The organism is Pseudoflavonifractor hominis (assembly GCF_014288125.1).
GTDB lineage: Bacteria > Bacillota > Clostridia > Oscillospirales > Oscillospiraceae > Pseudoflavonifractor_A > Pseudoflavonifractor_A gallinarum.
Genome location: NZ_JACOPR010000010.1, coordinates 12119 through 33614, shown reverse-complemented (window position 1 = coordinate 33614; position 21496 = coordinate 12119). Strand labels below are relative to the sequence as shown.

Sequence of the window (21496 nt, the reverse complement as noted above, 5' to 3'; positions counted from 1 at the left end):
GAGGAACTGACATGAGCATCAAAGAGAAACTGGAGTCGTTGGGCAGAAACAGCATTCAGCTGAAAATTGCCAGAAAAGAAACATACAAACTGGGCGCTACCCGCTTTGGCGGGAAGCCGGATGTGCCGCCGGACTTCGTTTGGCCCACCTATGAGGGCGAGAGCTATGACCATGTGGTGAAGGATCGTCCTCTCACTTTCCTGGCTCAGTTCAACTGTGCGGAGCTGGCCCAGTTTGACAAAGAGCATCTTCTGCCTGATCACGGCCTGCTCTCCTTCTTCTATGAGACGGATACCCAGTGCTGGGGCTATGACCCCAAGGATCAGGGCTGTGCCCGCGTCTACTGGTTCGAGGACATGTCCGCGCTGTCCGCCGCTGACTTCCCGGCGGATATGGAGGAAGACTTCAAATTTCCTATGGTCAAAATCAAGATGGACTCAAAATACTCCTATCCTTCCTGGGAGGACTTCAGCGAGGTGTTCCCGGATGAGGAGGATGACGACGCTTTCGACGAGGCTTGGGAGGAACTGACCGGCGAGGACCCCGAGGACCCGGAGGATCGCTCCCAGCTGCTGGGTTGGCCCGATGTGATCCAGAACAGTATGTTCGACGAGTGCGACCTGGTATCCCAGGGCTATCGCCTGGGGAATCCCGAAAACTGGAATAGAATCCCGAAGGATATCCGCCAACAGGCGGAAGAAACGGCCCGTGACCGCTGGATGCTGCTGTTCCAGCTGGATACCGTGGAGCAGGGTGACTTCGAGTTGATGTTCGGAGACTGCGGGCACATCTATTTCTATATCACCAAAGAGGATCTGGCCGCCCGCCGCTTTGACCGGATCTGGCTGGTCCTCCAGTGCTGTTAAAAATATGAAACAGGACTTTACTATTTGGCGCAATCAAATATTGCAGAATCCCCAGAACATTTCACCGCTGAAATTTGGTATGTCACAGGATGAGGTGATAGAAATTTTCGGGAATCCCGATGCCGTTTCCACCATGAGAAGCCACGGGAAACCTTTGATCCTCAAATATCATGACATTGAACTGCATTTCGATAGAAAGGCCCCTCATGGACTCTACTTAGTTTACAGCGACGACGAGATCGAGCTGAGCATAACAGATCATCACGAAGAACTGCTGCAGCCGATCACCAGCACAGAGCCGGTGGACAATGAGTTTTTCCTTCAAGATGGAGCCGTCTATTTCTCCGGCCTATATGAAAACGGCTTGTTGAAGGGTGTTTCGCCCAAAGACTTCTGCTGCTGGCATTACTGGGGCAAATCCTCTACGGCCTGCTTTCTCGGTGGGATTCGCCTGCGTGGAGCAGACCCGGCATCGTTTCGGGTGTTAAACTATGCCTACGCGATGGACAAAACAGCCGTCTACACTACCAGCGGGAGAATCCCAGATGTAGAGCTGACAGCCTTCCAGGTGTTGGACAATGGCCAGAACGATTCGGGTGCGCCCCAGGGATATGCAAAGGACAGCCGGCAGGTCTACTTCCACAACGGAGACGGCAAGGTGAAGATCATCAAAGGCGCGGAAGTTTCCTCTTTCCGCTCGTTGGGCGATACCTATTTTGCCAGGGATGAGAAACGAATCTATGCTTACGGTAAGCAGCTTTCCAAGGCGGATCTGCCCTCATGGGAATTGCTCGGTCACTGGTATTCCCGCGATGCCAGGCGGGTGTACTACCTCAACCGGGAGATTAAGGGGGCGGATCGGGACAGTTTTGCGGTATGCACCCCGTTGGACGCACCACCGCTTGCCGATCATCTGGCCCGTGACAAGGAACATTTTTACCAAAACGATGAGATGATTGAAGAACCGCTGTGGCTGGAAAGGCTGTATGAGTTAAAACCAGAACAGTAGACGGAGGAAAACGGCTATGGATTATTTGAAAGCACTGCGTGATGACCCTGATCTGGCAGAGGAGTTTGATTCCCTTTTTGACTTCTTCCTGCTGGATGAGTTGTCTCCGAGGGATGAGGCGGATGGTCGAGCAACCTTCACACTGCCCGGTATGGCTTTTGCCAGAGATGGCTCCGGTGGAGAATACCACCTGTTGGAAGATGGCTCCATCGGCTATTACAGCAGCGAAGGTGAGGCAGGCCGTCTGGCTGAGAGCATGGATGACCTTTTTTCACTGATTGTGAGCTGCATCTGCTGGCACGACTGCTGTGACGCAAAGGAGTATGCGGACTCCAAAACACTGGAGGAATACGGACAGAGGCAGCGCAACATCAACTTGGAAGATATGGATATGGACAGCTGGCGGCGGGTAGCTGATGCTCTCGGCATCCCTACCGATGAGCCGCTGGCTCCGGTTCTGGAGCGGTTCCGCAAAGCAACACAGCGCCAGCCTCTGTATCAGTGTATTTTCCATGAGGATGATGGCAGCCTGACCGAATCATACGGCCTGATGTTTGAATGAGAAAGGAGCAATCCCTATGAAAGCATTTGATCCCAACTACAAACTGCTGGACGAGATGTATCAGGACGATTACTATCCTGCCTTTCTGGTGGACAAGGTAAAGGACGAACTTCAGAAGGTCATCGACCTGCTGGAGAGCGGCGAAACCGACACCGAAGTGGTGCAGGAGACGCTGGACGAGGCGGTCTGCGGCATCAATGATCTCCAAGAGGAGTTTGACGAGAACGACAGCGAGATCGAAACTGTGGCACGGGAATGCATTGCAGCAAATGTGGCCTACATTCTGGAGTGGTTCAACATCCCCATTGATACCGAGGAGGCCATCCGGGAACGGGACTGGTGAACCTCATGGCAGAAAAAGAACTGGCCGTCTGTGATGAGTGCGGCAGCCTGTTTTTCAAAGGCTCCTCACAGATGATGGGACTGTGCCCGGAATGTGCTCATGTTCTCTATGGCTACCCAAATTGTCCCCATCGTTTCCTGAATGGCCGGTGTGTGAACTGCTACTGGGACGGCTCTAAGAGCGAGTACATCCAGAAACACGACAAACAGGAGGAAACTACCATGCCGACAACAGAATGGCTGAACAAATATGAATCCGTTAAGAACAAACTGGCCTGCAAAACGGATCTGGACGCTCATTTCACAGAGAAAGTGATCGGGACCATGGGCGTGGATGTGCTGAACATCGGCGCCGTCCGTTTTCCCACAGGAATGATCTTCGCCTGCGATCCGATGGTGGAGCTGGAGGACACGCCGCCCTTTATCCAGACGATCCCCGCCGGGACTTATCCCGTGAAGATCTGCGTGGTGCCCAGTGAGAAATACGGCGACCGCTACGCCTGCGTCAAGGTGGAGGTCAGCCGGGAGAAGCCTGTCCGCTATGAGCTGGGCATGACCGGCAAAGAGGATCTGGACGAGGAAGTGGGCGAGGACGAGTATTTTGGTTTTGGCGTAGACGCCGGGATGGGCTGTGTGGCGGACATCCAGACCCAGGCGGCCTTCAAGACATACTGGGCCAAGCGGTTGGAGGAAGACCCGGACATCGACCCCTACAACGATCTGTTCTGCGATCTTCTGGAGGAAAACGCCAAAGCCCACCCCAAATATCAGGGGGACTGCGGCGACTGGCTCAACTGGACGGTGCCGGACACGGACTGCAACCTGCCCATCTTCGCCTCCGGCTGGGGGGACGGTTACTATCCCGTCTACTTTGGCTATGACGCCAAGGGCGAAATCTGCGCCGTGTATGTGCGCTTCATCGACATTGAAGCCAGCTACAAGGAGCAGGCGTAAGGAGGGAAACAGCGATGGAATGGCCGAAACGGGTGCGGACAGCGGACTGGGTAAGTGGTGTCCTGACCTTAGACGGAGAAAAGCAGTTTGAAATCCCGGAGCTGACCGCAGAGATCATGGAACGGCTGGCCGGTTACACCCTGGTGGGCTTCCATGTGAAAGGCTATCCGGTGACCGATGACCTGCTTGCCCCCTTTGCCGGGCATAAAAGCATGGCCAACTTCGGCGTGGAGGACGGTGCGCTCACTGACGCCTGTTTCCCCGTTTTTTCCACTATGCCCAAGCTGCGCTATCTGCTGCTGGACGGCAATGCCGCCATCCACGGCAGCGGCCTGTCCGCCCTGAAAGGCTGCAAGCTGGACCTTCTGACACTCAACCGCACCGGGCTGGATGATGCCGGTCTGCTCCAGGCGGCCTCCATTCCCAAGCTCTCCCACATTCAGATCGACCATACCGCCGTTACCTATGAGGGCCTGCTGGCCATCGCCGGCAACAACCGCATCGAGCCGGTGGCCCATGTGCAATTCACCAGGGAGCAGATGGAAAACTTCTCCCAGCTCCAGCGGGAAAAGGCCAAAAAGCCCGTCCAGCTGGATGAACAGGCGGCGGCGGAATGCCGCAGGGTGTTGTCCACTTTCTTTGCGGAAATGACAGAATGGGAGCAGTACATGGAGCAGGCCGGGTTTGAAGATGCCCAGGCTGTGCCCCGCCTGCTGGCGATCTGGGAAAAGTATGTGAGCGAAAAGCCCCATCCGGGCTATCGGCCTCTGGGCCTCTCATACAGTGCCCAGGGCACCTACAACGGGGAAGAATTCCTTGACGCGGAGCAGATCACCAAGAACAAACTCTACATCTACACCAGAGAGAAAAACACCGGCTTTGACCGCCGCTTTCTCATGAAGCGCGTGGGCGAGGGCTGGATGATCGACGGGGTGCAGGAGCGGCTGGACGGCTGGCAGCGAACCGGACTATAAGATATCAGAGAGAGGCGCAGGTATGAGAGTACAAGCCGGAGAGGTCTATACAGTCTACAACCAATATCTGAAACGCTACACCGCCTGTCAGGTGGCCTATATTGCGCCGCCGGACACGGTGAGCAAAGAGTCTTGGGCGGTGATCCTCTCTCTGGATTGGGTGGGAGACGCCCCTCTAACCGCGGACGAACTGCCCCATCTCCGCCCACTCTACAAGGACTTCATGTACTGGTCCCGCGACCTTCATCTGCTGCGGGTGCCGTTGGAGGTCCCGCCCCAGTATAAGCTGGTGGGCACACTTCCGCCTTTCACCGACCAGCCCTGCCGCTCCTACGGCGGCTGGAGTGACGGCTATGATGTGTACCTCCAGATCCGGTGGCAGGCCATCCCTGAGGAACGGCGGCGGGCCTTCAAGGAGGCCATGGAGAGCGACGAGCAAACAGAGATCGGCGGCATCCCGCTGAAGGTCAGCAGCCATCGGGTGATGGACCAGTACGAACCATTCGATTCGGCGCTGGAACTAAAGGCGCTGCCTTGCCTCTCCACCCTCATCTGCGAGCGGTGGCACCCGAATCTGCTGGAGTTTTTGCGGGAAACCCCCTTTGTTAATGAAGTGACTTTGCTGAACCACGGTCAGAGGACACTTGATCTGCGGGGCACCAGCATCAGAAAGCTGATGCTGGACATGACCGGCCTTCAGGAGCTGTGGCTGTGTGAGGGAACAGAGCAACTTCTGTTCCAGAACAAGGGGCCGGACGTCTGTACCATCCATGCCCCCGAAGATGGCGGCGGTCTGACCCTCCAATTTATCGGGGAATACCGCCCGCATACGGAACTGCCGAACCTATGGGGGCTGCATGGCATCCAGCTGAAGGACTTTGATCTGACCGGACTGGCTGCTGTCCATCCCCACCTGAAGGAGCTGAGGCTCTGGGGTGCGCCGGGAAACCTGGGGAACTTCTCCGCTGTGCGAGGGTTCCGGGAACTGACGAACCTCTCCACCTTCGACCTGTTCGGTTTCGGGGCGGACGACATCCCCACCCCGGAACAGATGCCGGAACTTCGCTGGTTCTGGATGACCAGCATGCCGGAAACGGCGGCAAAAGCGGCAAAACAGCTTTGGAAAGGCAAGCTGGGCATGGATCTGCGCCTCACCAAACCCCGGAAACCGGAGTGGCTGGCGCAAAACCTGGACAATCCCTTCCGAGGCTGGGACGGTGCGGAGCATATTCCTGCCGCTGCTGCGAAAAAGGCAGCCGATCAATACCGCAAGACCCGTTCCCAGCTGATGAAGTTGGCCGCTGAACCGGGTGAGGACACCCAGGCCCAGGCACTGGAGGCGGTGGCAGCCTACACTCAGACCTTCAACCAGATGGGCTTCATTGAAACCGAGGAACGGGATGAAATTTACATGGCCCTGCGGGGTATCCTGGATGCCCTGCCAGGCGACACGCTCCAGAAAGATTCCCTGATTGAGAAGTTTGATCATGTGCGAGATTTTTGAAAGGGGCATCACATGAGCTACACGAAATTCAGCAAGGCAGTGACCAAGTGGCTGAAAGCCAATGGTCTGCCCTGCTATGGAACAGCCTATGATAGCCCCGAAGAAACAAAAGCCCGACTGGACGCATGGATGCGCGGGAGCAAAGAGATACTGCGCCAGTGGATCGCAGATAAGCGTTACCGTGAACTGATCTCCTGCGCCCACGGAGGCTGGTATCAGGATGATGTAATTTTTGAGCCCTTGGCTGAACATTTTGTGGCGAACCACCTGTTTGATGAACTGCGGTTTCTCTGCGAGCGCGGCATCCGTTTTTCCGCGGAAGATATGCTGGCCACCATTAAATCTGAGAAAGAGGAGCATGGGGCGCTTGATATAGAAACAATTCGGTCTATCGATGTTCCAAGCTATGTGTCAGGCCGCAGTTATTCCCATTTGGGGGAAATCGCAAAATACAGGAAACGGGCGCTGGATCAGATTATCCGCTATGCAGGCTATCTGGAGCAGATCCACGCACCTGCGGAATATTTGGAACAGGTAAAGCTCCTGCAAGAGAGCGTTTCGGATCTGACAATCAAAACAAAAGATTTGAAATCATTCCGGTTTCGGCTGTGAAAGTAATTACCTGAAAGGAGTGTGTGGGCGCATGAGCCGAATCGTTGATGAACCCTATTTTACATATAGTGCCTACAGCGCCCTAACCACCGGCATCCAGGTGAAATGCCCCAAGTGCCACGGCGTAGGTGTGGTGACAGCGGATGATGACAACGCCTATTTCCGCTGCCTGAGCTGCGGCCACCGGATGACGCAGGATCGGACGGTCTACCGCTACGATGTCCATAACCAGTGCAAAAACTGCGGAAGATACTACCGGGTGGATATTGAAGATGAGGCAAAACAACACTTTCCCGTCCTCCGTGTGGCCTGCCCCTATTGCGGGGCAACCATGCCGGGCGAGGTACACAAGACGGCGGAGGCTTTCTCCTATGGCGCGGAGATTCAGGGCGGCAAGGACCCCTGGTTCGGCCTGGAACTGTGGTTTTTGACCTCCTTCCAGGGTAAGCCAGTCTGGGCTCTCAACCGGGAGCACCTGGCCTATCTGATTGGCTATCTCAGCGCCGACCTGAGGGAAAAGCCATCGGGAAGGCAGAAAAAGACCCAGGCTGATCATCTTCCCACCTTCATGAAAACCGCAAAGAATCGGGAGCGGATCGTGAAGCTGCTGAAGAAACTACAGGAGGGATGAGGATGGATCAGAATGTCCTTTATCGTGGTCAGCGTCTTACCCTGACGCAGTTTTGGGCGACGGGAGAGCCTTGCCTGTGGATCACCGATCCGGAGCAGATCGGGATGCCTAAAATGGAATTTGTGGGAGGCCACCCGGATGAATACTGCATTTTCCTGAAAAATCTGACGGAAACAGAGCTGACACAGATCACATCCCTGGACGGCGCTCCGCTGGATGTAAAAAAAGAACTGAGCGATATCTGACAGGAAAGGACGAACCCTATGGCACTGCAAGACAAAAGCATCATGCCTCCCCCCTGGCTGGCCCACCGGGAGATCGAGCGATACTCCATTGGCTGGCGCATGGGCTATGGGGAGGATTACATATACCGATTTGGCGATTGGCTGGACACCCTCTCCCCGGAGGAGCGGGCGGAATACCGCACCCTCTTTCCTGAGCCGGTGACCTGGAAGGGCTGGTGGGAGGACGAGGACACTGGTGAAGTGCTGGTACACGGCGACTTCCTGGTGGAGGCATGGCAGCCGGAGGGCCGGCCCAAGTACACCCGCCAGTGGCTCCATCAGGAGTTTGCCGCCGGGCGGAAGCGGGAGCTGTGCCTGTTCTGGGGCCATCAGCCTTCCGAGGACGGCCAGCTGACAAAAAGCTGCCTCAGCCAGTGGTGGATGGAGGACTTCTATACGACGGCTGACTCCTACCTCTGTATGGAGCAGTATATGATGGCTGCCAAGGCCGAGCTGTTTGGTGACGAGGAGATCCGCAAGGAGATCCTCGCGTGCAGTAATCAAAAGCAGATCAAGGCCATGGGCCGCAAGGTGCGGGGCTTCGACCAGAAGGTATGGGACAAGTTCAAATACGCCATTGTGCTGCTTGGCAACTGGTACAAATTCAGCCAGAACCGCGATCTGCAGGAGTTTCTCCTCTCCACCGGGGACAGCGTGCTGGTGGAGGCCAGCCCCTACGATGCCATCTGGGGCATCCGCCTCGCGGCCAGTTCGCCGGAGGCCCAGGATCCGATGAAGTGGCGCGGACAAAACCTGCTGGGCTTTGCGCTGATGGAGGTGCGGGACGAGCTACGCCGGGTGACAGAGAACGAAATGCTTTGCGATTGGAGTACAGTATGGCAACAATGAAACTCTATGAACTGGTCAACCACTACCACATCGGCACGGAACTGACCTGCGCTGAGGCCATGTTCATGGCCTGCAATGAATATTACCATCTGAATTTGTCCGAGGAGACCCGGAAAATGTTCTCCGTCATGGGCCTTGGGATGCAGACCGAGCATTCCTGCTGCGGTGCCTTTACCGTGGCGGTGGGGATCATTGGGCTGATGACCGCAAAAGAAGGTCAGACGGATATGAGCAACATGGAAGGCTACCAGATGATTGCTGAATTGACGGACTTCATGCTGGGCTTCTATGGAACGCTCCGCTGCGTCGAGCTGCAAAGGCTGGAGATCGTTGGCTACGAAAATCCCTGCCACGCCATTGTGGAGGCGCTGGCCAAAAAGCTGGAGGAGGTGCTGACAGGCCGCAGGATCTTCCACCCGGTAAATGCGGGACAGCTTGGTTCATGAAATCTCAAGGAGTGGTATCAGGATGGAGTATATCAAGCTCTTTTGGGAGGGCGCACCGGAGGGAGAACCGGCGGCCTCCTATACGAAGTGGACCCCGGCCATGAGCGATTGGCCGGAATAAAAGGAGGCGTGACAGATGTATACCAAAAAATACTGGGGCAATTTTATTGGAGGCTCGGATGACAGTCTGAACCTTGTGGCGTTTTTGGAAGACCAAAAGAAAGAGGAGATCTCCCTCAGCGAGATTTTTACCAAGATCGGACTGGACAAACAAAACTGGGACTTCCACCAAACTGTGGAGTATCTGGAGTTCACCCACTCCAATGGCGTGGAGATGGACTTTCACTTCGCCATTGATGTGGTCACCGACCTGGCCGCCATCCTGCTGGAGTGCAGTGTCAGCGGCAGTGTGAACCTCCAGGATCTGGACGAGTACAACACCCCCTCCCGCCGCATCCGCATCACCGCCACGCCAGAGGAACACGACGCCATGAACAAGGCCCTGGCGGATTTTGCCCATGATCCCCTGTCCTATGACCTCCATGAAATGATGGACGACGAGGAAATCCAAGAGATGGCTTGGGATGTAGAGGCGCTGCGGAAGGAGCTGTACGAGGCCGCCGGCCGTAACCGCAGCTTCCATGTGAAAGCAGAGGACATGAAGATTCTGCTCCCAGACTGGGAGGAAGCCAATGGTTGTATCGCCACCAACCGCATCACGGTGGAGGGCTGCAAAGTCGGATACTGCTACCGGGAGGAGCCGGACGGCGACTGGGACAGCGGCTGGCGCTTCACCGCCGGTGACGAGAGCGACGAGTACATGGACGACCCAAACAACGCTGGAATCTACGGCCTCAACACCATCTGCAACGACGACCCCGACATTATCCCGCTGCTGCATACGCCCGCCCCCTGCGTCTTTGAGCGAGATGAAAATGGCGTGTTCCAGCAGATCAAAGACTGGAAACCGGATGAGGACGAGGAGGAATCGGATATGGACATTTTGGAGCAGTGCCAGAAGTGGAATGAAAACAACGAGTACCAGAAGATCCTTGATGCGCTGGAGGCCATCCCTGCCCAGGAACGCACCCCGGAGATGGACAGTGAGCTGGCCCGGGCCTATAACAATCTGGCAGATCCATACAAAGCAGGCGGCAGAGATATGCTCAAAAAGGCCATCTCTCTTCTCAAGCCCCATGAGGAATACTTTGAGGGCGACCACTGCTGGAACTTCCGCATGGGTTACGCTTACTTTTACCTGGATCAGGAGGGACGTGCCCTGCGGTATTTTGAAAAGGCATTGGAGGCCCGCCCTGGTGACGAGGATACCATGCAGCTGATCGACTGGTGCAAGAAGGGGATTTCTCTGCCACAGTTCTCGGAGTGCTTCCGGGAAAGGACAGAGGACTGGTGGGAAACCTTTGCCGAGATGGAAGCAGAATTGCGCCAGATGATGGATGAGGACAAAGATCACACCCGCGGCGCAGAACTCGTGGCCCAAATGCAGGAAACGTTGAATCTGGTTTTTGATGAAATCTCTTTCGAGATGGGCTTCAACGGCGAGAAGTACGAGCTGATCCTCACCCCGGAGGGTGACAAGGTCAAGCTGTTTGAGCTGATCTACTTCCAGAAGCACGCCCCCAAGGAGGTGCTGGAGCACTGGAACATCCTGGTGGGCCGTCAGTCCATCCAGAACATCGGTCTTCGGACTGATGATGGCTATGAGGTTTCAGGGGAGGATGTGCAGATCTGGTTGGAGGAACAGGGCGAAAACAGCTTTGCCATTTCCGCCTACTGCGAAAAGCTGCTGCCCATGCTCCGGGAGGCGGAAGGCCGAGTCTGGTGGATGCTCACCACCCTCACCGACCAAGTGCTGGGCGAGATCTCCCACATGCGGTACATTGACGATTTCGATGTGCTGGAGGAGCCCAAGGCAGAGCCCTCCATCTCCATGTCCCAACTGCCGGACAAGCTGAAGGAGCGGGGTCTGGAACTCTCCACCGCCCCGGAATCCTATCTGGAGAGCTACCTTGGCTACGAAATGAAACCCAATGAAGACCCGGACGCCGACTGGCGGCTGGATACCATAGTGGGCTCCACTTGCTGTGCGCCCCTGATCAACGGCTATCTGAATGCCGACAATGACTTCATGGACGCTCTTCATGCCGACGGAGCGGTAGCGGGCTTCTTCTGCTATCCCCTGGATACCTTGCGGGAGGAGGAAGGAACGGAGAAGATCTTTGACTTCCGGGACAAGCTGGAAGAATTGTTCACCACCGGTGACGGCCCGGAGGTGCTCACCCTCACCGGCGGAGCCACCGGCCTCTTTTGCGGCTATGTAGACTTCATCGCCTGGGACATCCGTACGGCGCTCCAGATGGCAAAGAAGCTCTTCGAGGACAGCGACCTCCCCTGGGCCACTTTCCATACCTTCCGCCGGGAGGCAGGCACAGTAAACCTGAAAACGCCGCCCGTGGAAGAGTCGGATGACGAGGAGCGAGTCAGCGAGCTGGACCCGGCAGATGAGGGCGAGAGTGACACGGATCACACAGACGTCTTCACTGGCTTTGTGCTGCTGTCCAAGGGAGAATGGGACAAAGAGCAGTTCATCCGGGACATGAAGGAAAAGTGGGACGTCGCCGTGGAGGAATACGACGCCAGCGAGGAGAAGGACGACGACGCGCTGGTCTTTGAAGTAGGCGATATGCTCGCCGCCGTCAGCCTGAATAGCTATCCCATCCCCGGCGGCGAGGCCGAGGCCAACGCGGAAAACAACTATATGTGGAAGGATGCGGTCAAGGTTGCCAAGGAGCACAGCGCCCACCTGATGGTAGCAGTGCTGGGCAAAGAGGAGGATCTGCTGGAAAAGGGTAAGCTGTTCACCAAGATGGTGGCCGCCTGCTGCCGCCAGAAATATGCCACCGGCATCTACACCAGCGGTGTGGTGTTTGAACCCCGATTCTATGAGGGCTTTGCCAACATGATGCGTGAGGACGAGCTGCCCATCTTCAACTGGATCTGGTTTGGTCTCTGGCGGGATGAGCATGGCATGAATGGCTACACCTACGGCATGGATGTGTTCGGCAAAGACGAGATAGAGGTGTTGGGCGTCGATGCCGACCCGAACAGTCTCCGGGACTTCCTGGCCAGCCTTGTGTCCTATGTGCTGGAGAATGATGTGGAACTTCATGACGGAGAGACCATCGGTTTTGCGGAGGATGATAAGCACACCATCACCCGTAGCCCTGGTGTCGGACTGCCGGAGGAACAGATGACCCTGAAAATCTCCTGGGCGTCATCGGATGGCAACCCGGATGGCGGCGATGAGGACAGAGAGTCCCAGGATGAGGAATTCGGTGTTCCCGAGGTCTACACTGAGGAGGAGATGGAAGGCGTCGAGGGGCACATCCAGCAGTATTTCGGCAAATTCGAGAATGTGTTCCACGAGCTAGTCTCCCCGGACATCCATGTGGACATCTGCGTTGTTCCGCCTTCGGAGGAAAGGGACTACTACACGCTGGTTACGATGGGCATGGCTACCCACCGGATGAATGTACCGGAGGAACTGGCCGAATATAAATTGGAGCGGGCGGAGCTGGCCATCGCTCTGCCGAAGGACTGGAAGCTGGAGCATGAGGATCTGCAGAATGAGCGGTGGTACTGGCCCATCCGTCTGCTGAAAACCCTGGCCCGCCTGCCCATTGCCAGCGATACCTGGCTGGGCTTCGGCCACACCATGGACAATGAGGAGGACTTTGCGGAAAATACAAAGCTCTGCGCCGCCATTCTGACCGGTCCTCAGGACACGGAAGATGGCAGCGAAGTCTGCATCCTGCCGGGCGGCGAGGAGGTCAACTTTTATCAGGTGGTCCCCCTCTACCGAGACGAGCTGGAATATAAACTGACCCATGATGCGGAAGCCCTGCTGGGCAAAATGGACGGCGTCAGCTTTGTAGTGGAGCCTGATCGTCAGGATGTCATCACCAGAGGCCCCCTTTGCAGCGGGGATGATGAGGACGACTATGTGGTGGAAATGGACGATGCGGACTGGCACCTGGAATCCATTCAGGAAAAAGAACTGCCGGTGGATGAGATCACCGCCTATAACCACATGGCCATTTACCTGCGCTGGTGCATGGAGCATGACCTGATGGGCGAAGAATTCCTCACAGAATACAGCGAGGTGGTACAGAAAATCAAGGTTGATCCTGCCAGTGTGGACCTGCGGGCCTTTCTCCGGGACGAGCTGGATGGGCAGCTGGTTGGCTCTCTATTCAATCAAAAGGGCCGGGCGTTTGCCTCCTACTACTATGGAGAGCCGGACAGCCCATACTTCCCCAGTGACATTGATAACTATGCCTTGGAATATTTCGGCTCAGAGCAGTATCACTCCGGCGAGTTCCAGGATGAAGCCTATCTGTTTATCCCCTTTGACGAGGACTACTATCAGGCCATGGCAGAGGTGATCGAAGAACGCTTTGCCAACTGGCAGGGACAGGACTTCGACGAGGACACGTTGGAGCCTTCTGAACTGGCCAAGGCTTTGATGGAGTATCTGGACTGTGAATGCACCTATTTCCCCACTATGAAGGACGATGACCCCATCATGGCAGCTTACAGCTATGCCAAGCGGGACAGCGCCCAGGAAGGCTTTGTGCCGGTGCTCATCAAGGCGGACGATGAAATCCTGTGGGAGTGCCTGATTATGAATTCCGACCCGGACAGCGATGGAGAGGATGACTATGCCTTTGACCCGGACAAGGTGGCCGAATACCGGAAGAAGATGCTCTCCGCCCCCATTAAGGACGGAAAGGCGGTTATGGAGAAATTGACCGTCCAGCGCAAGGAAGAAGCCGAGGATGACGATATGGACTGGGATGAGGAGATCCTGGGCGAGATGGAGGGCGGCCATGATAATGACCGTTTCTCCTGCTACTGGAATTCTGACAACGATATGACCTATCCCCTTATTCTGGCCAAGATTCCGGTGAAGAATCCCTGGGAGATCTTCGCCTACCTGCCCTTCGGAAACTGGAATGACTGCCCCGACACACCAGAGCTGATGGCTGCGGCCAAATACTGGTTCGAGCAGTATGGCGCGGTGCCCGCCGCCATAACCCATGACGAATTGGAATTTGCCCTTCCCTCCCCTGTTCCTGAGGAGAAAGCCATGGATGCGGCAGTGGAGCTGTACGGCTTCTGTCCCGATGTGATCGATCAAGGGCCGGAGGACGCCACCATAGGTGCTTTGGCGGATGCGCTGCGGCAGTCCACCGTCTGGTGTTTCTGGTGGGATTGATGGGAGATTGTGACCATGAACGAATATCGGAAGCGATATATTGAACTCCAAAAACAGTTTCGGGAGACAAAAGGAAATCCGGACAGTGTCCGCGCTCTCTATACTTTTAAGGAGAAACTGGAGCTGTCGGAAGACAAGCAGGCCAAGGAAGTGCTGGTGGATGTGTATGATCTGCTGGACTTTAAGAAGGATGCCTACGAACTGCTCTGCCAAATCGGAAATCGTTCCGATAAAAAGACACTCAAGCGGCTGGGCACGCTGAAGGACTATGCAGAAAGATGGGGCAATCATTATGCTCTCCCCAATCCCAAAACGCCGGAGGAAAAGCAGAAAGAGAAGGAGCGGCAGGCCCAGCTGGGTCTGCCCACCTTCCGGTATCACCCCAACCCTCTGGAAACCGGCGCTTTTGAGGAGTCCGCGGATGGCGTTGCCTGCGACTGCTGCGGCAAGACGACCCATATTTTCTATACAGGCCCCTTTTACGCTGTGGAGGATATTAAGTATCTGTGCCCGGAGTGTATTTCCAGCGGCGAGGCGGCCCGAAAATATGACGGTAGCTTTCAGGACGATTTCGCACTGGATGATGGCGTAAACGATCCGGAGAAGCTGGACGAGCTCATCCACCGAACTCCTGGCTACTGTGGCTGGCAGCAGGAATACTGGCGCGCCCACTGCGGCGACTACTGCGCCTATCTTGGCCATGTGGGTGCCAGAGAACTGCGGGCGCTGGGTGTGCTGGAGGATGTGCTGGACGATCCGATGTGGGATGATGAGCAGAAGGAAATAATTCAGGAATCCGTCAACGGCAGGCATCTGCAATGCTATCTGTTCCAGTGCCTCCACTGCGGGAAACACCTGGTCTGGATGGATTTTGATTGAGAAGGAGGTGTCTGCGCCAATGAAAAAAACCTTTCTCAACCCCACTACAAATAAACAGTGGCGGATCGAAATTGACGGACATACCATCCGAACTTGCTTGAATGGCGGGAGGGTCAAGGAGACCCTGTGCGACTCCGCTTACCAGGTCAAGAGCAAGGCGGCCAGCGCCATGATGAGCCAGATGCGGAAAGGATTTGTCTATCAGAATCCGGATGCCGCTGTTGGGCAGGCGCGGTGCCACCGGTTTGTCGGCAAGGACAGCAACGGCTTCATGCCCTTAGCTGCCACCTTCACACGGGACGACTTCTTTCTGACGAGGGTGGTCGGAGATTTTGAGGACGAGACCCTCTATCACTTCGATGGCAGCGGGGAGATCCTTGAAACGGTCTCTCTGGGTGCCAAGCGGATGACCTACGAGCAGGTTCTCTGCCCCAATGATACTCTGTTGCTGAACAACAGCTATCTTTTGGAGCAGTTCTCTCTCCGCACCCATGAAATCACACCCTTTGCCAACAAGAAAAACAGCATGAAAACCATGCTGGATGCCAGCGGCGACCTGGCCCTGTGGTACACAGGCGAGGAGATCGTCGTCTTTGACTTTGGCAGCAACACAGAGGTGTGGCGGGAAACGGTAAAATGCAAGAAGTCTAAGAATCCGAATTTTGCCTATTACTGCTTCGGGATGCTCTCTCCCCGGCAGAGCAAAGCGGCCTACCGCGTCACCGAGGGTGAGTATGTGCTGGTCGATCTGAAATCCGCCCAAAAAGTAGTGATCCCCAATGAGGGCTGGCATCCCTTCTTCTCCCCGGATGACCAGTGCTTCTCGGTGGGCGGCAAGTTCTATATGACCCAGACCGGAGAGGAAACGACCACTCCCCTCCCCTTCCCTGTCCGGCATGGGCTGAGTTTTTCAGACACATGTATTGTGCGGACAAGGGGCAGCCTGATGGCCGTTCAGCAGGATCGTGGCAGCTCCCCCATAGAGCTGTGGGATACCAGTAGCGGCCAGCTGCTAGCCACCATTGATGACCCCTTTGTGGTGCGGCAGGTGAATTTTGCCTTTACCAAGAGCGGACTTGTCCTGCACACCGATTACGGGGCCATGAGCCTCTATTCCTGCGACCTCTGAAACGGAGAAGTGACCTTATGGATAGTGAAGTATTAACAGTAAAACTCCTGGACTTGGTCGAGTGGCGGGAAACTCCCGAAACTTGGCGGAGCTGGTAGAACGAGCATGAGTCCGAACTGGAAACCTTGCTCAATCGAGGTGAATTCCTGAAACTGAAACCCTGCCGGCATGACTTCCCGTGGGTCCCGGTGCTTACCAGCCAAAAGGGGGCCATTGCCATTCTGGAAAAGAGCGGCACAGCATTTGAGGCCAGCAATCTCTACCAGGAGCGGTATCTGGCCGAGCTGGAGGCTTTCTGCAAAGAGCAGGAGCGAGTACAGCGGGAAAAGCAAAAGGAATTCAAGCCCAACAACCCGGAGTTGTTTGGCAGATACCCCAAGTTCTCCAAGGCGTTGGCAAAGGTGCTGGACCCATCTGATAAGATCCAACCTGCCGCCACGGAGGAGCAGATTGGGAATCAAGAAAGTGCGCTGGACTTCACACTCCTGTCCCAGGTGCGAGAGTTCTTCCTGCTGACCGCTGGCATCCACAGGCGTGATCCTTTCCCTTTCCGGGATATTTACTCTGACCATCCATGGAGAGCGGTATTGTGTACTGGGCGAGTTCTGGAAAGAAGCGGACGGCGACCAGCTCCTGCTCCGCCCCGGAGAGGAAACCATTTGATACTACACCCATGAGCAGGAGAAAGTAAAGTGCCTCTGCAATGATATGACAGACCTGCTGGGGAAAAAATTGGCGAGGTATCTCAATGAACACTGAAAACATCGCCCATGAAAAACGCTATCGGGACTGGTGGGCGCAGGATCATGCCATGTTTGCGCCGGAGAACCGATTTCCTCAGCAAGACGAGCAGTTTCCGCTGACGGATGGATATTCCATCTGCTCCAAAGCCTACATCTATCAAATTGGCACAGGATAACTGTGTGGACTTGTCTGATGGTGAATTGTGCCCATCTGGCACAAATCGTAACGGAGCGATTATCAATTTACAGCAGTATCTCCAGGTCCAGAAAAAAGTTTTTGAAACCACAGCATAAAACTGAGAACGAAGGTATAAATACCCAGGGGACATAGCTCTGTCCCCTGGGCTTTGTTTCTTTCACCCCACTCTCTCGAACGGGATCACCTTGCACCGGCTCTCCTCCGGCGGGTCGGGCGGCTCGGGTTCCGGCTTGGCCGTAGCCGTTTCCATGAAGCCGCCGATCTTCTCCGCCGCGCCCCTCTGCATCTCATTGGTGATATGCGTATAGGTGTCGAGGGTGAACCCGGCGCTGAAATGGCCCAGCATGCTGGACAATGTCTTCACATCCACGCCGCTGGAGAGTGCCATGGTGGCGAAAGTATGCCTTAAATCATGAAAGCGCACATGCTCCTCGATGCCGGCCATTGCCAGCAGTTTGCGGTTGATCCTAGACACCGCGTCCGGACTCCAGTAGCCGCCGGTGCGGGGTGATGGGAACAGGATGGGATTGTCGGGGTGCTGTTCGTGCTCCCGCACCAGGATATCCACCGCCTGCTGGGACAGCGCCACCCTGCGGATGGAGTTCTTGGTTTTCGGCTCGGTCACCACCAGCTCCCCGTCGATGCGGGTGACCTGCTTGCTCACCGAGAGGATGCGGTCCTTCACGTTCAGGTCGTCCCACAGGAGCGCCAGCAGCTCCCCCCGCCGCAGGCCGCTGGACAGCTCCAGGAAGAACATGGGCAGGACGCCGTACTTCTCCGCCTCGCGGAGATACGCCCCCAGCTTCTCCGGCGGAATGATGGTCATCTCCCGGTGCTCTTTGCGGGGGATGCGGCAGTTGTCGCAGGGGTTGTAGGGGATGATCCGCTCCTTGACCGCCTGCTTGAGCGCCGAGGACAGCACCATGTGGATGCGGCGCACCGTACTGCCGGACAGGGCCGTGCTGGCCTGCGTTTCAAACCGCTGCACCCGCCCCTTGGCCTTGGAATTGTTGTACATCTGCTGGATCTGGATGGCGGTGAGCCGCTTGAGCTTGACCATCCCGATGGCCGGCACGATGTGGTTCTCGATGATATTCCTGTAGTTCTTGGCGGTGTTGGGGCGGATCACCGGCTTGCTGTAGGTCTCGAACCACAGCCTGCACCACTCCGCCACGGTGTAATCCTCGTTGTGGTCCATCGGGATGCCCCGATTGTCCCGGATGGCACGGTCCAGCTTCTCCTTGCACTCGGCCCGTGTCTTGGCGGACACGCTTTTCTGGATGGCGCGGCCGGTGGCGGGGTCGATCCCCAGGGTGTATCTGCCCTCCCAGCGGCCGTTGGGCTTTCTGCGGATGCTGCCCTCGCCGTTTGCTCGTTTCTTTGCCATTCTTCATCCCTCCTTTGCGACTCGCTAAGAGCCTCGTTTCACTCGGTTGCTCGCATGCATTGCGCCTGCGGGCGCTTATGGCAACACAAACAAATACCACAGAATCCCGGAAATAGCTACTAAAATATTTCCGTCTTTTGAGCCGCCTGCTCCTCGATCCACGCCATGAACTTATCCCGGGGGACGATGATGCGGCTGCCCAGGGTGATGGTGGGGAAGTCTTTCCGGTGGGCCACCTCGTAGGCGTGGGCCAGGCCGATGCCCAGCACATCGGCCACATCCTGCACGGTCAGCATCAGGGGAAGTTCGTTGAACGAGTTATACTTGGATCGTTTCATCAGATTCCTTTCTACCCTTCCTGCGGAAGGGATTTTATTCTTTGTTTTGAGGCGCATTTCTTGCGCCGCTCACATGGTCATTTGCGGCCACTGTTCCTCGTGGTCGTCCGGCTTGTGGCCCTGGGCGATCTTCTTCTCCCGCAGCTTTCTGAGCCGCTTGCGGTCGATTTGGATGCCGCCGGGGCGGGATTTGGGCAGGGAGTTGTCCTGGAACACCCGGCTCATGTGATAGAGCAGCTGCGTCACCGCCAGCATCACATCGGGTGGGCGCTGTTCTTCCCTGTGATCCAGAAGGTACCGGGCGTATTCGTTCCCCTGCTCCGCCGACCAGGTCAGCCACTGAACGGCCTGCTCCTCGTCCCGGGGCACTTCCTTTTCCATGAGGTACAGCTTGCCCAGCAGGTACTGGGCATAGGGATTTCCTTGCTCGGCGGAACGGGTGAACCACTCCACCGCACCCGCCGTGTCCTGTCTTGTGATCTCGCCGCGGAGCAGCTCTTTGCCCAGGCGGTACATGGCCCAGCGGTTTCCGCCCTCCGCGGCGGTGCGCAGCCAGTCCATGCCTCGCGCAGTGTCCCGCACCTCCAGATCGTCCGAGAGATACAGCTTGGCCAGGGCGTACTGCGCCGCCAGATGCCCCTGTCGGGCGGCCTGCTCGAACCAATACCGGGCCTCCACTCCGTCGGGGATCAGCAGAGGGCCGTCCCGCCAGAGCTTGCCCAACAGGTATTGGGAGTAACGGTCGCCGCCCTTCGCCAGCTTCTCCAGCTCCGATACCGCGCCGCTCCGTTCCTCCAGCGTCAGCTCTTCATTTCGGATGACCTCTTGCAGTGTCCAGTACGCATAGGGCGCATTTCGGAACTGCTCCGGCTCGTCCCGCTGGCCCATGTCCTGGTCCTCGAAGGTGACTTGGCCCAGACGCAGCCGTTCCGCTTCCCGGATGACGGCGTTTTTGATCTGCCGAAACTCCTTTTCCTTGGACAGCGGGAGCCGCTCCCGGGGCTTGTCGTGGTAGTAGCCGTCCACCTTTCCCTGGAGCAGGAGCCACTGGTCGTAGCACTGGCGCACGATGGGAAGCCGCTCCATCTGATCCACGATCTCGTCCACCAGCCCCTTGAGCCGTTTGGGAAGATAGCCGTAGGTTTTCTTTCCCTTGACCGTCCCCAGCCCCGCCGCCAGCTCCTGCATGAGCCGCTCGGCCTCCGGGTGGTCGCACAGACCGCCCTGCATCGCCTGCACCAGCTCCAGCATGGCCCGCCGCGCCTGCCGCACCAGCTCGTCCCGGGACTCTGACTTCTGCTCGTAGAGGTGGAGCATCTCGTCCCGGAAGATGTCGTTGGTCAGCCTGGACTTGATCTGACGGATGCCCTCTTTGGAGAGATAGGCTTGTCCGGGTTTGGCCGACCAGGCCATCATGTGGACGTGCGGATGCTCCCCCTCGTCGTGGAAGGCCGCGTACCAGCGGAAGTCCGCGGGCGGTATTTTCATCGCCGCCGCGATCTCGTTGCGGTGGGCGCGGAGGAGATTTCTCCACGCCGCGGCGTTGTCGAAGCCCAGACGCGCCGCATCCTCCCGCTTGAGAGAGAGGATGTGCGTCCACACATTTCCGGTGTACTGCTCCAGTTCCTCCATCGCTTTTTCCAGCGACACGCCGTCGCTGTCGCCGAACAGCCCGTGAGAACCCAGCCGTTCCGCCCGGGGCCGGGTGGCGATATACTTCAGATACTGCTCCGACTGACGGAGCGCGTCCCAGTTGGATTCCAGCGCCAGGGTGAGGAAGGCAGAGGCCGCCGCCTTGGTGGGCTTGGCCTGGCAGCTCGCATACTCATAGAGGGTCTTGGTGTCCGGGAAGTCCTTCACCAGCTTGGCGATAAGCTGCTCCTGCCTGCGGGTGGGCGGGCGGTCATCCGGCAGGATCTCCACCCGCTCCCGGGTTGCGATGTAGCGAAGGTACCCGGCCGCGCCGCCGGTGCTTTTGATATAGGGGCTTTTCAAGATCAGTCTTGCCATGGGTCACCATCCCAGTTCGGCTCCTCGGCGGCGCGCGCCCGCTTCTCCAGCGAGATGAGACCGTTGGTGGCTTTCACGTTCCGAACGCTCTCCGCCCGTCTGCGTTTCAGATCGTCCCGGTCGATCTCCATCGCGTCCGCGATGATCCCGATGACCATATCCAGCTCCACCTCCCGGGTGTACTCCCGCCTGGCGATGAGATCCTCCAGCCGGCCCAGCCTGCCGTCCAGCACGGCCAGCAGCGCCGTGGGCAGCAGGGATCGGTCGTCCCGCATCTCCAGATAGTCCACATAAAAGTTGACGGCCTTTTCCACGAACTCATTTTTGCTCCGGCAGTTGTCCGCGGCGTACCACTGCTCCAGCCTGCGGCTGGTCTCCGGTTTCATCCGCAGCGGGAGCCGCTCTTTCGTTTCGTTACCCATGAAAACTCTCCTTTCATCCAAACAGACATCGGCAAAAAGCCTGCAACACGGGGCTTT

General features: G+C 56.9%; 21 protein-coding genes. 17 read left to right on the top strand and 4 right to left on the bottom strand.

Annotated features, from left to right (window positions below):
- The first annotated feature begins 11 nt into the window (after positions 1 to 11).
- The 17 genes from H8S34_RS13330 to H8S34_RS13250 all read left to right on the top strand — a co-directional run bounded on the left by H8S34_RS13330 (position 12) and on the right by H8S34_RS13250 (position 17259).
- A complete protein-coding gene (locus H8S34_RS13330) occupies positions 12 to 866 on the top strand; it encodes a YwqG family protein (RefSeq protein WP_006572369.1) in 855 nt (284 codons plus the stop codon).
- Positions 867 to 870: 4 nt separating this feature from the next.
- Complete coding sequence (locus H8S34_RS13325; RefSeq protein WP_186964252.1) at positions 871 to 1875, top strand: DKNYY domain-containing protein; 1005 nt, start codon at positions 871 to 873, stop codon at positions 1873 to 1875.
- 16 nt (positions 1876 to 1891) lie between these two features.
- The gene (locus tag H8S34_RS13320) at positions 1892 to 2437 is read left to right on the top strand and encodes a hypothetical protein (RefSeq protein WP_186964251.1); all 546 of its coding nucleotides are present in this window, start codon (positions 1892 to 1894) and stop codon (positions 2435 to 2437) included.
- A 16-nt stretch (positions 2438 to 2453) separates the two neighbouring features.
- Positions 2454 to 2780 carry a DUF5713 family protein gene (locus H8S34_RS13315; protein ID WP_186964250.1) on the top strand — a complete coding sequence of 109 codons (327 nt, stop codon included), beginning with the start codon at positions 2454 to 2456 and terminating at the stop codon, positions 2778 to 2780.
- A 221-nt stretch (positions 2781 to 3001) separates the two neighbouring features.
- Positions 3002 to 3733 (top strand): DUF4241 domain-containing protein, encoded by a 732-nt coding sequence (locus H8S34_RS13310; RefSeq protein WP_436277855.1) that lies wholly within the window; start codon positions 3002 to 3004, stop codon positions 3731 to 3733.
- 14 nt (positions 3734 to 3747) lie between these two features.
- Entirely contained in the window at positions 3748 to 4707 is a 960-nt protein-coding gene (locus tag H8S34_RS13305; RefSeq protein WP_186964248.1) for an NTF2 fold immunity protein, read from the top strand.
- A 22-nt stretch (positions 4708 to 4729) separates the two neighbouring features.
- Positions 4730 to 6211: a hypothetical protein gene (locus tag H8S34_RS13300; protein WP_186964247.1), complete on the top strand. Its 1482-nt coding sequence runs from the start codon at positions 4730 to 4732 to the stop codon at positions 6209 to 6211.
- 12 nt (positions 6212 to 6223) lie between these two features.
- On the top strand, positions 6224 to 6823 hold the full coding sequence (locus tag H8S34_RS13295; RefSeq protein ID WP_087290214.1) for a hypothetical protein: 600 nt from the start codon (positions 6224 to 6226) through the stop codon (positions 6821 to 6823).
- Between the two features lie 31 nt (positions 6824 to 6854).
- The gene (locus H8S34_RS13290) at positions 6855 to 7454 is read left to right on the top strand and encodes a hypothetical protein (RefSeq protein ID WP_186964246.1); all 600 of its coding nucleotides are present in this window, start codon (positions 6855 to 6857) and stop codon (positions 7452 to 7454) included.
- Between the two features lie 2 nt (positions 7455 to 7456).
- On the top strand, positions 7457 to 7699 hold the full coding sequence (locus tag H8S34_RS13285; protein WP_186964245.1) for a hypothetical protein: 243 nt from the start codon (positions 7457 to 7459) through the stop codon (positions 7697 to 7699).
- A gap of 18 nt (positions 7700 to 7717) precedes the next feature.
- A complete protein-coding gene (gene ybiA, locus H8S34_RS13280; RefSeq protein ID WP_186964244.1) occupies positions 7718 to 8587 on the top strand; it encodes a riboflavin biosynthesis intermediates N-glycosidase in 870 nt (289 codons plus the stop codon).
- Positions 8575 to 9033 (top strand): C-GCAxxG-C-C family (seleno)protein, encoded by a 459-nt coding sequence (locus H8S34_RS13275; RefSeq protein WP_243208031.1) that lies wholly within the window; start codon positions 8575 to 8577, stop codon positions 9031 to 9033. The genes ybiA and H8S34_RS13275 overlap by 13 nt, the downstream gene beginning before the upstream one ends.
- A 136-nt stretch (positions 9034 to 9169) precedes the next feature.
- Positions 9170 to 14332: an immunity protein Imm33 domain-containing protein gene (locus H8S34_RS13270; RefSeq protein ID WP_186964243.1), complete on the top strand. Its 5163-nt coding sequence runs from the start codon at positions 9170 to 9172 to the stop codon at positions 14330 to 14332.
- A gap of 15 nt (positions 14333 to 14347) precedes the next feature.
- Complete coding sequence (locus tag H8S34_RS13265; protein WP_186964242.1) at positions 14348 to 15211, top strand: CbrC family protein; 864 nt, start codon at positions 14348 to 14350, stop codon at positions 15209 to 15211.
- A 19-nt stretch (positions 15212 to 15230) separates the two neighbouring features.
- The gene (locus tag H8S34_RS13260; protein WP_186964241.1) at positions 15231 to 16340 is read left to right on the top strand and encodes a hypothetical protein; all 1110 of its coding nucleotides are present in this window, start codon (positions 15231 to 15233) and stop codon (positions 16338 to 16340) included.
- A gap of 125 nt (positions 16341 to 16465) precedes the next feature.
- The gene (locus H8S34_RS15225; RefSeq protein WP_243208030.1) at positions 16466 to 17017 is read left to right on the top strand and encodes an SMI1/KNR4 family protein; all 552 of its coding nucleotides are present in this window, start codon (positions 16466 to 16468) and stop codon (positions 17015 to 17017) included.
- Between the two features lie 71 nt (positions 17018 to 17088).
- Positions 17089 to 17259, top strand: a complete 171-nt coding sequence (locus H8S34_RS13250; RefSeq protein ID WP_186964240.1) for a hypothetical protein — start codon at positions 17089 to 17091, stop codon at positions 17257 to 17259.
- Positions 17260 to 17439: 180 nt separating this feature from the next.
- Here the strand turns inward: H8S34_RS13250 and H8S34_RS13245 are convergent, their stop codons facing one another.
- From H8S34_RS13245 to H8S34_RS13230, 4 genes are all read right to left on the bottom strand, one after another.
- Entirely contained in the window at positions 17440 to 18669 is a 1230-nt protein-coding gene (locus H8S34_RS13245; RefSeq protein WP_186964239.1) for a tyrosine-type recombinase/integrase, read from the bottom strand.
- Positions 18670 to 18788: 119 nt separating this feature from the next.
- Positions 18789 to 19007 carry a helix-turn-helix domain-containing protein gene (locus H8S34_RS13240; RefSeq protein WP_087188798.1) on the bottom strand — a complete coding sequence of 73 codons (219 nt, stop codon included), beginning with the start codon at positions 19005 to 19007 and terminating at the stop codon, positions 18789 to 18791.
- A gap of 69 nt (positions 19008 to 19076) precedes the next feature.
- Complete coding sequence (mobP3, locus tag H8S34_RS13235; RefSeq protein ID WP_186964238.1) at positions 19077 to 21017, bottom strand: MobP3 family relaxase; 1941 nt, start codon at positions 21015 to 21017, stop codon at positions 19077 to 19079.
- Positions 21005 to 21439: a hypothetical protein gene (locus tag H8S34_RS13230; protein WP_186964237.1), complete on the bottom strand. Its 435-nt coding sequence runs from the start codon at positions 21437 to 21439 to the stop codon at positions 21005 to 21007. Before H8S34_RS13230 ends, mobP3 begins: the two co-directional genes overlap by 13 nt.
- Between the last annotated feature and the right edge of the window lie 57 nt (positions 21440 to 21496).